9 protein-coding genes are annotated in these 11,548 nt (G+C 62.7%); 5 read left to right on the forward strand and 4 right to left on the reverse strand.

The annotated features are described in order from the left end of the window. Nucleotides 1–8: 8 nt before the first annotated feature. The 3 genes from B5V00_RS11740 to radA form a co-directional block, all read right to left on the reverse strand. On the reverse strand, nt 9–530 hold the full coding sequence (locus B5V00_RS11740; protein WP_085010990.1) for a PH domain-containing protein: 522 nt from the start codon (nt 528–530) through the stop codon (nt 9–11). Beyond that, complete coding sequence (gene moaC, locus B5V00_RS11745) at nt 530–1,015, reverse strand: cyclic pyranopterin monophosphate synthase MoaC (protein WP_085010991.1); 486 nt, start codon at nt 1,013–1,015, stop codon at nt 530–532. Before moaC ends, B5V00_RS11740 begins: the two co-directional genes overlap by 1 nt. A 411-nt stretch (nt 1,016–1,426) precedes the next feature. Further along, nucleotides 1,427–2,794: a DNA repair protein RadA gene (gene radA, locus B5V00_RS11750; protein ID WP_085010992.1), complete on the reverse strand. Its 1,368-nt coding sequence runs from the start codon at nt 2,792–2,794 to the stop codon at nt 1,427–1,429. A 343-nt stretch (nt 2,795–3,137) separates the two neighbouring features. Between radA and B5V00_RS11755 the strand changes: the two genes are divergently transcribed. From B5V00_RS11755 to B5V00_RS11765, 3 genes are all read left to right on the forward strand, one after another. Further along, complete coding sequence (locus tag B5V00_RS11755) at nt 3,138–4,409, forward strand: nickel-dependent lactate racemase family protein (RefSeq protein ID WP_245803958.1); 1,272 nt, start codon at nt 3,138–3,140, stop codon at nt 4,407–4,409. 218 nt (nt 4,410–4,627) lie between these two features. Next, complete coding sequence (locus B5V00_RS11760; RefSeq protein ID WP_085010993.1) at nt 4,628–6,007, forward strand: FAD-binding oxidoreductase; 1,380 nt, start codon at nt 4,628–4,630, stop codon at nt 6,005–6,007. A gap of 197 nt (nt 6,008–6,204) precedes the next feature. Then, on the forward strand, nt 6,205–7,470 hold the full coding sequence (locus tag B5V00_RS11765; protein WP_085010994.1) for a (Fe-S)-binding protein: 1,266 nt from the start codon (nt 6,205–6,207) through the stop codon (nt 7,468–7,470). Between the two features lie 388 nt (nt 7,471–7,858). Here B5V00_RS11765 and moaA read toward each other — a convergent pair whose 3' ends face one another. Continuing rightward, a complete protein-coding gene (moaA, locus tag B5V00_RS11770; RefSeq protein ID WP_085010995.1) occupies nt 7,859–8,851 on the reverse strand; it encodes a GTP 3',8-cyclase MoaA in 993 nt (330 codons plus the stop codon). Between the two features lie 200 nt (nt 8,852–9,051). Between moaA and B5V00_RS11775 the strand changes: the two genes are divergently transcribed. Beyond that, nucleotides 9,052–9,486 carry a hypothetical protein gene (locus B5V00_RS11775; protein ID WP_085010996.1) on the forward strand — a complete coding sequence of 145 codons (435 nt, stop codon included), beginning with the start codon at nt 9,052–9,054 and terminating at the stop codon, nt 9,484–9,486. 14 nt (nt 9,487–9,500) lie between these two features. Next, nucleotides 9,501–11,426: a S8 family serine peptidase gene (locus B5V00_RS11780; RefSeq protein WP_085010997.1), complete on the forward strand. Its 1,926-nt coding sequence runs from the start codon at nt 9,501–9,503 to the stop codon at nt 11,424–11,426. The last annotated feature ends 122 nt before the right edge of the window (nt 11,427–11,548 follow it).

An 11,548-nucleotide genomic window follows, 5' to 3' on the forward strand; every position in this document is an offset into this window, starting at 1 on the left:
GGCTCAAGTCAATTGCCGGCTGCAAACTGGTGCCAGAGGATGTAGATCAGCGCCAGCACCCCAAACCAGAGCGGCAGCACCCCGGCCAGAGCCGAGGTCGGATGTTCAATCAGGCGGTTCGCCTCCGGACTGACCGCCTTTTCGGGCAGGTGCTCGGCAATCGCCTCGACCAGGTCGGCGAACTTTTCGTAGCTGTTGGAGATAATGACGAAGTCCTCGCCGGCACAGAGCGTGACAAAGGCCCGGCCGCGCACCGAAACCGCCTCAAAGGAGGTCAACTCATCCCAGCGAAAATACTTTTCACCCAACGGGCGGACCACCCGCACCCCTTCATCAGACAGATCAACCCGGCGTTTGAGGTTGGTCAGCAGCAGCAGAACGACCGGGATCAGGACCGCCACCAGGATGATCAGCTTGAGCAGCACCTCGCCGTTGACCAGGCTGACGCCGAGCAGAACCAGCAGCAGGAGGGCAACCAGCACCAGCGGCAGCAGCACCCCCTTGCTGATACGATAAGTTTGTTGTGCCATCAATCCTCCTCGCGGACCCAGGAACCGCTCTTGCCGCCGTGTTTTTCGATCAGCCGCACCCGGCCGATGACCATTCCCCTGTCGATGGCCTTGGACATGTCGTAGATGGTCAATCCGGCCACCGAAACCGCCGTCAGTGCCTCCATCTCGACCCCGGTCTGGCCACCGACCTTGACCGTGGCGCGGATCTCCACCCGACCCTCATCCGGATGGGAGTCAAACTCAAGGCCGACCGACGTCAGCAGCAACGGGTGGCAGAGGGGAATCAGGCCGCTGGTCTGCTTGGCAGCCATGATCCCGGCGGTGCGGGCGATGCCGAAGACATCCCCCTTCTCAATGCTCCGATCGAGGATCCGTCGCAGGGTCGCCGGCTGCATCCGCACCTCACCGGCGGCAATCGCCACCCGTTCGCTGACCGGCTTGCCGCCGACATCGACCATGATCGCCCGGCCTTCGTTGTCGAAATGGGTCAGTTTGTCGTTCATGGTGTTCTCCATTATCCAAGTCAGTAGTTTTCAAACCCAACCCGGCGGGGGCGCCCGCCAGCGCCTTCATTTTCTTTGCTCGCGCGAAAGAAAACGAAGCAAAAGAAACGCGCCCGACGAAGCCACCCTGCGGGTTCCTTCACTCCGGGGCCGTCCGGCGGGAGCCATGAAAACTCGGCTACGCCTCAGACATTCATGGCTCTGTTTCCGCCGCCCGTCCCCTCCGTTCAGTGGCTTCCACGGGAAGGGAACGGCAAAACCCCAAAACCACTCTTGCACAAACGGCTCAAGGCGGTCGAGACGTGCCCGGATGCAAGGCTTGCGAACGATGAGCCCGCAGGTGTAGCCAGAGGCTACATCGAGGAGCGAAGAACGAGCGTGACGCAGCAGACGGGTGCGTATCGGCCGCCATCACTCAAACAACTCATCCAGCATCTGCGCCACGCCTTTCACCCCCACCAGGCGCATTCCTTCCGGCCCTTCCAGATTCTTCAGATTCCCCGCCGGCAGAAAACAACGGTCGAAACCGAGCCGGGTCGCTTCCTTGACCCGCAGTTCGGGGCGGGAGACCGCCCGCACCTCCCCGGCCAGGCCGATCTCGCCGAAAACGATGGTGCGCGGCGGAATCGGCTTGTTGAGATGGCTCGACGCCAGGGCCGCGACCACGCCGAGATCAACCGCCGGCTCGTCCAGCCGCACCCCGCCGGCGACGTTGAGAAAAATGTCCTGGGCGAGCAGCGACAGGCCGACCTTCTTCTCCAGCACCGCACCGAGCAGGGCCACCCGGTTGTGATCGAAGCCGATGGTGGTCCGTCGCGGGGTGCCGTAGGTGCAGCTGGAAACCAGCGCCTGCAGTTCAACCAGGATCGGTCGGCTGCCCTCCACCGACGGCACCACGGCGCTGCCGGCCGCCCCCTCGGGGCGCTCGGCGAGGAACAGTTCGGAAGGATTGGTCACTTCGGCCAGGCCGGTTTCGCGCATCTCGAAGACGCCGATCTCGTTGGTTGAGCCGAAGCGATTCTTCACCGCCCGAAGAATCCGGTAGGGATGACCGGCGTCCCCCTCGAAGTAGAGTACCGTGTCGACCATGTGTTCAAGCATCCGCGGTCCGGCGATGGCGCCGTCCTTGGTGACATGGCCGACGATGAAGGTCGGAATGCCGTCTCCCTTGGCAACCTGCATCAGCCGCCCGGCGCATTCGCGCACCTGGCTGACGCTGCCGGGGGCCGACTCGAGGGCGGCAGTGAAGATGGTCTGGATCGAGTCGATGACCAGAAAGGCGGGACGGAGCTGCCGGGCCTGTTCGAGAATCGCCTCCAGCGAGGTTTCGGCCAGCAGCAGCAACTGCCCGGCGACCACCCCCAGCCGGCCGGCACGCAGCTTCACCTGGCGGGTCGACTCCTCGGCGGTGACGTAGAGGGCCGGGCCGAGATCCGCAAGTTTCCCCAGTGCCTGCAGCAACAGGGTTGATTTGCCGATGCCGGGATCGCCGCCGATCAGGGTCAGCGAGCCGGGCACCACCCCGCCGCCCAGTACCCGGTCAAACTCACCGATGCCGACCTGCAGGCGATCCTCCTCGCAGGCGCTGACCTCGCAGAGCCGTTGCGGCACACTCGCCGCCCCGGCGGCCGTTCCGCCGCGTCCACCGCGGGCCGGCTGCACGGTCTCTTCGACCAGACTGTTCCACTGCCCGCAGTCGGGGCAGCGGCCGAGCCATTTCGGACTCTGGTAACCGCACTGCTGGCAGGAAAAGATGGTTTTGACTTTCTTGACGGCCAAAAAAATTGCCTCTCGTCGGGATGGAGAGAACCCGGAAATGGGACATTGTAGGAACCGGGGCGGAGGGTGTCAACAAAACCCGCCGGTAGACACCCTAATCCACCGGCTGTTTTGTGGACCGAGGGTGGCGGGACGGGTGGTGATGCAAGGCGCCGTGCCGATTCGGGCGGAAACGTAGCCGAGCTACGTTGAGCACCGAATCGGTGAAGGCAACGAAGCAGATTCATCCGTAACGACAGCTGAATCCCGAAATTGCCGGTGGATTTGGGTGATAGTGGATTCCGGTTGAAGAAACAACTCTTCTTCCCTTATGATAGAAAAGTTAACTTGAATGGTTTTGTATATGCCCGCACTGCAGCTTAAATACGGTTCCGAAACCCTGTCCCTGGATCTGCCCGATGCGTCCCTGCTGCGCGCCGCCGACCCCGGCCCACCGGCGCCGCCGGAACAGCTGATCTCCCGGGCCCTCGATGCCCCGATCGATACCCTGCCGCTGGAGCGGATCGTCCGTCCCGGCGAATCGGTCACCATCGTCACCTCGGACATCACCCGCGCCACCGGCAGTGAACGCTACCTGCCGCTGCTGGTCGAACGCCTTAACCGAGCCGGGGTGATGGATGCCGATATCCGCATCGTCATCGCCCTGGGGATTCACCGCCGGCAGACCGAGGCCGAGCATCGGAAAATTCTCGGCCCGCTCTACGGCCGGATCGCGGTCGTCGACCACGACTGCGACGACCCACGGCAGCTGGTCGAGCTGGGTACGGTCGACGGCATCCCGGTCGCCGTCAACCGCACGGTGGCCGAGGCCGACCGGGTGATCGTCACCGGCACCATCGGCGTCCACTACTTCGCCGGCTTCGGCGGCGGGCGCAAGGGCCTGGTGCCGGGAGTGGCGGCACGCGCCACCTGCATGGCCACCCACTTCAAGGTCTTCAACCCGCCCGAAGTCGGCGGCAAGCATCCGCTGGCGGCCCCGGCGGTCCTCGACGGCAACCCGGTACACGCGGCAATCCTCAAAGCGGCCCGGCTGGTCGCACCCGATTTCCTGCTCAACACCGTCCTCACCCCGGACAAGCGCATCGCCGGGGTCTTCTGCGGCGAACTGGAGCAGGCCCATCTCGCCGGCTGCGATCTGGCCCGGCGGCTCTACACCGTACCGCTCGCCACAGCCGCCGACCTGGCGGTCATCTCCTGCGGCGGGGCGCCCAAGGACATCAACTTCATCCAGGCCCACAAGGCCCTCGATTACGGCGTGCGGGCGCTGCGTCCCGGCGGCACGGCGATCCTGCTGGCCGAATGCCCGGACGGCTTCGGTCATCCGACCTTTTTCGACTGGTTCCGCCATCAGGACCTGGACGCCTTCGAAACCGCCCTGCGCGCCGACTACCAGATCAACGGCCAGACCGCCCACGCCACCCTGGTCAAGGCCCGCCGCTACCGGGTCATCCTGGTCAGCCGTTTTTCTGCCGAACAGACCGCGGCCATGGGCATGGAGAAGGCCGAAACCCTTGACGCCGCGCTGCAAATGGCCTATCAAGGACTGCCTGAAAACCCGCGCACCCTGGTCATCCCCGACGGGGGGACGGTGCTGCCGGTTGTGCGGGAAAGCTGATTTTTTGAGCCACCAAGACACCAAGTTCACCAAGAAACCTTTTTAACGGAGAGACGCAGAGCAGGAGAGGACACAGAGCTCAATCTATCCATGATTTTAACCCTGAAAGATTTTCTCTCCATCTCTCCGCCTCTGCGTTAATACTAGGTTTTGACTTTCTTGGTGTCCTTGGTGTCCTTGGTGTCTTGGTGGCCCCAATAGAAAAAGGATCCCCATCCATGCTCGAGCAACGCATCATCCGCAATCTCCAGCAGACCCTCGGCAAAGAGCATGTCAGCACCGACAAGGCCGACCTGATCTGCTATTCCTACGACGCCACCCAGCAGCAGTTCCTGCCTGACGTGGTGATCTACCCGGCCACCGCCGAAGAGGTGGCGCTGGTGATGAAGCTGGCCAATGCCGAAAATATTCCGGTCTTCCCACGCGGCGCCGGCAGCGGCTTCACTGGTGGCTCGCTGCCGACCAGAGGCGGCATCGTCCTCTCCACCGAACGGATGAACCGGATTCTCGAGATTGACAGCGAGAACCTGGTGGCGACAGTGGAGCCGGGGGTGGTCACCGAGCAGTTCCAGAAGGCGGTGGAGAAGCTCGGCCTGTTCTATCCGCCCGACCCGGCCTCGCTGAAGTTCTCGACCCTCGGCGGCAATGTCGCCGAATGTGCCGGCGGGCCGCGCTGCGTCAAGTACGGCGTCACCAAGGACTTCATCATCGGCCTGGAGGTGGTCACCCCGACCGGGGACATCATCACCACCGGCGGGCCGACCATGAAGGGCGTGGTCGGTTACGATCTGACCAAGCTGATCTGCGGTTCGGAAGGAACCCTGGGCATCATCACCCGTATCGTTATCAAGCTGCTGCCGCTGCCCGAGGCGAAGAAGACCATGCTGGTGCTGTTCGACTCCATCGACGGTGCCGCCCGGGCGGTGTCGACCATCATCGGTCACAAGATCATCCCCACCACCCTCGAATTCATGGACGGCCGGACCCTCGACTGCGTCCGCCAGGCGACCGATCTCGAGGTACCGGAAGGCGCCCGCGCGGTGCTGATCATCGAGGTCGACGGCGACCGGGAATTTCTCGCCAAGCAGGTACAGAAGATCCAGCAGCTGATCCAGCCCCTCGGAGTGGTCGAGACCCGCACCGCCGAAACCCCGGAGGAGAGCGAGGCGCTGTGGCAGATCCGCCGCTCGGTGTCGGCCTCGCTGCGCAAGGTCAACCCGGACAAGTTCAACGAGGATATCTGCGTGCCGCGCTCGAAGGTGCCGGAGATGATCCGCAAGGTCGACGCCATCGCCGAGAAATACCAGATCCCGATCGTCAACTTCGGCCACGCCGGCGACGGCAACATCCACGTCAACGTGATGATCGACAAGAAGGTGCCGGGCGAGCTGGAACGGGCCCACAAGGCGATCGAGGAGGTCTTCAGGGGCGCCCTGGAACTGGGCGGCACCATGAGCGGCGAACACGGCGTCGGCATCGCCAAGGCCCCCTACATCCCCCTGGAGATCAGCGAAAAGGCCGCCGACTACATGAAGACCATCAAGAAGGCACTTGATCCGAACAACATTCTCAACCCGGGGAAAATCTTTCTGGACTGAAAACCTCTTTGGGCCACCAAGACACCAAGGACACCAAGAAAGTCAAAACCTGTATTTAACGCAGAGGCGGAGAGAGGGAGAGAAAACCTTTCAGGGTTAGAATCATTGAATTTAGCTCTGTGTCCTCTCCTGCTCTGCGTCTCTCCGTTAAAAAGGTTTCTTGGTGAACTTGGTGTCTTGGTGGCAGAATTGATCTCATGGCCAAACTGAAAAACCTCGAAGACTACCGCGAAGAAATCGAGCAGTGCGTCAAGTGCGGCGCCTGCCGGGCCCATTGCCCGGTGTTCGGCGCCGAGCGCCGTGAAGGGCGGGTGGCGCGCGGCAAGGTGGCGCTGTCGAAAGCAGTCCTTGACGGCGAGATCGGCCTGGAAGAGAAGGTCCTCGAAGATCTCTCCCAGTGCCTGCTGTGCGGCTCCTGCTGCGCGGGCTGCCCGAACAAGGTACCGACCGAGGAGATCGTCGCCGCCGCCCGGCGCAAGATCGCCGAACAGCGCGGACTCTCCAGCTTCGGCAAGGGGGTCGCGGCCATTCTCGGCAGGCCGAAGCTGATGAACACCCTGGCCAAAACCGGCGGTCGCTTCTCGGCGCTGCTGTTCAGGAAACTGCCGGAGAACAGCGGCCTGCGACTGCGTTTTCCCGCCCCCTACCTGGAGAGCGGCCGCACCCTGCCGCCGCTCACCGCCCGGCCGTTCCGCGAACGTTGCCCGGAACGGATTGAGGGCAAAGAAGGGATGCCGACCGTCGCCTTCTTCACCGGCTGCGGCATCAACTATATGTACCCCGAGATCGGCGAGGCCTTTCTGCGCGCGCTGAAGTTTCTCGGCGTCACCGTCATCATCCCGAAGGATCAGGCCTGCTGCGGCCTGCCGGCGGTTTCAGCCGGAGCCGGGACTGTCGTGGAACAACTGGCGGAACAGAACCTCGCCGCACTGACCCACGAGCCGGTCGACTATGTGCTGACCGCCTGCGCCTCCTGCAATGCCGGCATCGGCAAGATATACGCCGATCTCGGCGGCGACTACCAGCAACTGGCGGCGAAAACCCGCGATATCTTCGTCTTCCTGGTCGAGATGGGCCTACCGGAGAGACTCGCCGAACTGCCGAAAAAAGGCGGCGTCAGAACCCGGGTCACCTACCACGACCCCTGTCACCTGCGCACCCGCGGCATCACCAAAGAACCGCGGGCGATCCTGAAGAGCCTGCCGCAGGTCGAGTTCGTCGAGATGGAGGATGCCGCCACCTGCTGCGGCCTCGGCGGCACCTACTCGGTCTACCACTATGAAAACAGCAAGAGGATCGGCGCGAAAAAAGCCGGACACATCGAAGAGAGCGGCGCCGAACTGGTCGCCACCGACTGCCCGGGCTGCATCATGCAGCTGCAGGATTCGATCAACCACGCCGGCGGCAGCCAACGGGCGGTGCATATCCTGGAGTTGCTGAACGAGGCGCTGCCAAAGGAGTAGGCCACCAAGACACCAAGGACACCAAAAAGGTCAAAAGCTGATTTAACGCAGAGGCGGAGAGGGGCAAAGATGGAGAGGAAAAGCCTTGGAGTTTAAAAATCTCAAGCCGAGCTTGACTTAACCCTGCATTCTCTCCTGCTCTGCGTCTCTTTCCTGAATCAGTGAGTTTCTGTTGGATGGAGAGTGCAAGTGCTTGGCCTGGATACGATTTTCAAAAATCTAAGGCGCACCCTCAGGTTCGCCGGTGATTTTTGGGAAGCGTAGGCAGGTCAATGACTTGTGCTATCCGCCGACGTGAAGCTCACTGATTCAGGTCTTTGTTAAATGGGGTTTCTTGGCGCTCTTGGCGCCCTGGCGGCCTCAACAAGTTTTTCATCAGCCCTGACGGCTAACCGCCGATCTGCCCCATGCGCCGTGTCCCGGTGCCGTCATGGGGATCTTCAAGGTGGTGGCGGTCCGGTTTGACATTGGCCGCTTTCCGGAAGATGGCGGCCAGTTCCTCATCGCCGGCACCGTCACGCATGGCGGCACGCAGGTCGATCTCCTGGTCGGAAAAGAGACAGGGACGGATCTTGCCGTCGGCGGTCACCCGCAGACGGTTGCACTGGTCGCAGAAGTGGCTGGAGACCGCCGGAATCACGCCCAGGCCACCGGGCGCGCCTTCATAACGATAGAGCCGCGCCGGTCCGGACGGTCCCCGACGGGGTTCCTCCACCAGCGGCGCAACCCGCCGCAGGGCGGCCATGATGCCCTCCACCGGAATCCGCTGTTCCGGCGTATAGTCGAGATCATCGCTGACCGGCATGAATTCAATGAAGCGGACAAACCAGGGATGTTCCAGGGTCAGCCGGGCAAAGGCCTCGATCTCATCGGCATTGACCCCGCCGATCGGCACCATGTTGATCTTCACCGGGCCCAGGCCCACCTTGTCCGCGGCCTCGATACCGGCCAGCACCCGCTCCAGCCCTTCGCGACGGGTGATCTGAAGGAACCGGCCGGCGTCCAGAGTGTCGAGGCTGACATTGACCCGGCTGAGACCGGCGTCCCTGAGGTCAGACGCCATCTCCGCCAGTTGCAGACCGTTGGTGGTCACGACCACCTCCGGCCGCTGCGGCAGGGACGCCAGCGTGCCGATAAAATCAACCACTCCCCTGCGCACCAGCGGCTCGCCGCCCGTTACCCGGATCTTGCGCACCCCCAGGTCACAGGCCACTTTGGCGATACGCAGCAGTTCCTCATAACGCAGCACCGCACCGTGACCGAGGGACGCGACCCCCTCTTCCGGCATGCAATAGCGACAACGCAGATTGCAGCGATCCGTAATGGACAACCTCAGGTAATTCAGCTGGCGACCGAAACGGTCGGAGAGACCGGACTTCATCTTGAATCGTCACTTTCTGTGAAGAATTGTCCCGCTCCGGCGGGGGAATACCTGCCGGCATTGTACTCCGATCCGGAGGGTCGTTGCCAACAAAACCACTGGAGATACATGGCAGGACCGCTTCCGATAAGTTATAATGTGGCACTCGGGCCCACCCCCGGGCAAGAAAAATCCTTCATTCCCCCTGCTGCGAGGTCCGCATGATGCGTCTGTTACTCCTGGTTCTCTCCCTCTCCCTGTTCATCCCCGCCCCGCCCGCCTGGAGCGGCGAACCGATCAACCTGAAACCCGGCCCTGACGGCGAACTGAGCGAACTCGGCGTGGCAATCACCGCCCTGCGTCTCACCGCGGAAGGCCACATGATCGATTTCCGCTTCCGGGTTCTCGACGCAGAAAAAGCAAAACCTCTTTTCACCAAGAAGAACAAGTTCTACCTGGTCGATGACAAGACCGGAAAAGCCCTGAAAGTGCCGGTCCCGGCCAAACTCGGCCCCATGCGCCCAAGCACCAAGAACCCGCCGCAGGTCGGAGTCGTCTACTGGATCTTTTTCGGCAATACCGGGCTGATCAGGTCGGGCAGCAAAGTCACCGTGGCTCTCGGTGACTACCGCGTTCAGGGTCTGACGATCGAATAGAGGAGGGGTACCCGGTGACCAGATTGTTTCTCCTCTGCGGCCTTGCCACCCTGTTTCTCTGCGGAAACCCGGTCACGGCCGCCGAACTGGGATCTCACCTGCTCTCCGTCCTGTCACGGGGAACGACCGGCAGCATCCCGGTCATTATCACCCTGAAACCGGAACCGGGACTGGAACAGGTCGCCCCCCTGGCCGCCGATATCCGCACCCGCAAGGGAGAACGCCGACGCCTGGCACGGATGCATCACCTCAGACAACTCAAACAGCGTACCGCCAAACACCGGCAACAGCTGCGCGACCTTCTGGCGGTCAACCAAATCAACAAGGTCAAGTCGCTCTGGCTGATCGACAGTGTCGCCGCCGAACTGCCGCCCAACCTGATTGACGAGGTGGCGGCGCAACCGGAGGTGCTGTCGGTGCGCTACGACCGACTGATCGATCCACCGGCATCACCGGCCCCGGCGGCGGCAACGGCCACCAGCAACCTGAACCTGATCAAGGCTCCGGATCTCTGGAATCTGGGGTTGACGGGACAAGGGGTGACCATTGCCCTGATGGACACCGGAGTGGATGTCAACCATCCCGACTTGCAGCCCAGCTACCGTGGCGGAACCAATAGTTGGTACAACGCCATTGCCGCAACAGATTGCCCCACCAGTGGGGTCAACAACTGTGACCTCTGCGATGCCGACACCAGCCAACCCTGCGACAGCACCGGCCACGGCACGGCCGTTGCGGGTGTTCTGGTCGGTGGCAGCAACAGCGGTCAGACCATCGGGGTCACCTCGGGGGCCCAATGGATCGCCACCAAGATTTTCAAATCAGACGACGCACAAAGTATCCTCCCCCAAACCCAGGAAAGCGCTATTCACCTTGCATTCCAGTGGCTCCTCGATCCTGACAACAACCCGGCAACAGACGACGCCCCTGATGTCCTCAACGCCTCCTGGGGGTTCAGTGCCGTTGACGGCTGCCTGCTGACCTTCGAGGCCGATGTTCAGGCCCTGCGCAATGCCGGAATTGCGGTTGTCTTCTCCGCCGGCAATGACGGCCCCGCCCAGGGATCGGATGTCAGTCCGGCCAACAATGCCAACAGCTACGCCGTCGGTTCAGTTGGAGCGATCGGAGACCCGACTCTGATCAGCGATTTCAGCAGCCGCGGCCCGTCAAGCTGCAACAGTGCTATCTTCCCCGATATTGTCGCCCCGGGGTTCAGTATCCTGACCGCCGATATCAGCCTGGCGGGGTCTGCAACCTATCTCACCGCCAGCGGCACCTCCTTCTCCGCCCCCCACATCACCGGCGTCATGGCCCTGCTGCGCGGCCAGGGCGGCTTCCCCGGCGCCAGCGTGAAGGAACTGGAAGACGCCCTGCGCCTCTCGGCCGCTGACCTCGGACCAGCCGGCCCCGACAACGATTACGGTTACGGACTGGTCGACGCCAAAGCCGCTTACGACCTGCTGCTGCCCCCGGCACCGGCCCTGCTCTCCCCGGCCGACCAGAGCAGCGGCCTGGCAACCGACATCACCCTGACCTGGAAGCAGCCTCTCGATGCTCTCGGCGCCGCCGTCAGCAACACCGTGCTGCTCGATACCGACCCGAATTTCAGCAGCCCGCGCAGCTTCCAGGTTACCGCCGCCCTGACAACGACCACCCCGGCAAGCTACGCCATGTTCGGCCTCAGCGCCCTGCTGCTGCCCCTCGGCCTGCGCAAAAAATATCGTGCCGCCCTGCTGCTCGGCGTCGCCCTGATCCTGTTCACCCTCCTCAGCGCCTGCGGCGGAGGCGGTTCATCAACTCCCGCACCCGACCCAACCCTGCGCAGCCTCGATGTCACCGGGCTGACGGCAGGGACGACCTATTACTGGAAGGTTGAAGCTCAGACACCGAGGGGAGGGCCGGTCAGTGACAGTGGTGTGTGGAGTTTCGGGGTGAAGTAGCCGCCCCTGAAAAAATGTAGTCGTCCCTGAAAATTCAGTTTCTGCTCCTCAGTAATCGCAAACCTGACGAGACGTAAACCATGTGTTCACACAACTCGACACACCTATCGGTCCGGTGGACA

This window comes from Geothermobacter hydrogeniphilus, assembly GCF_002093115.1.
GTDB lineage: Bacteria > Desulfobacterota > Desulfuromonadia > Desulfuromonadales > Geothermobacteraceae > Geothermobacter_A > Geothermobacter_A hydrogeniphilus.

Coding starts and splice junctions, on each gene's coding strand:
- B5V00_RS11740 (WP_085010990.1), bottom strand. CDS start 530: ATGGCACAACAAACTTATCGTATCAGCAAGGGGGTGCTGCTGCCGCTG.
- moaC (WP_085010991.1), bottom strand. CDS start 1,015: ATGAACGACAAACTGACCCATTTCGACAACGAAGGCCGGGCGATCATG.
- B5V00_RS11755 (WP_245803958.1), top strand. CDS start 3,138: ATGCCCGCACTGCAGCTTAAATACGGTTCCGAAACCCTGTCCCTGGAT.
- B5V00_RS11760 (WP_085010993.1), top strand. CDS start 4,628: ATGCTCGAGCAACGCATCATCCGCAATCTCCAGCAGACCCTCGGCAAA.
- B5V00_RS11765 (WP_085010994.1), top strand. CDS start 6,205: ATGGCCAAACTGAAAAACCTCGAAGACTACCGCGAAGAAATCGAGCAG.
- moaA (WP_085010995.1), bottom strand. CDS start 8,851: ATGAAGTCCGGTCTCTCCGACCGTTTCGGTCGCCAGCTGAATTACCTG.
- B5V00_RS11775 (WP_085010996.1), top strand. CDS start 9,052: ATGATGCGTCTGTTACTCCTGGTTCTCTCCCTCTCCCTGTTCATCCCC.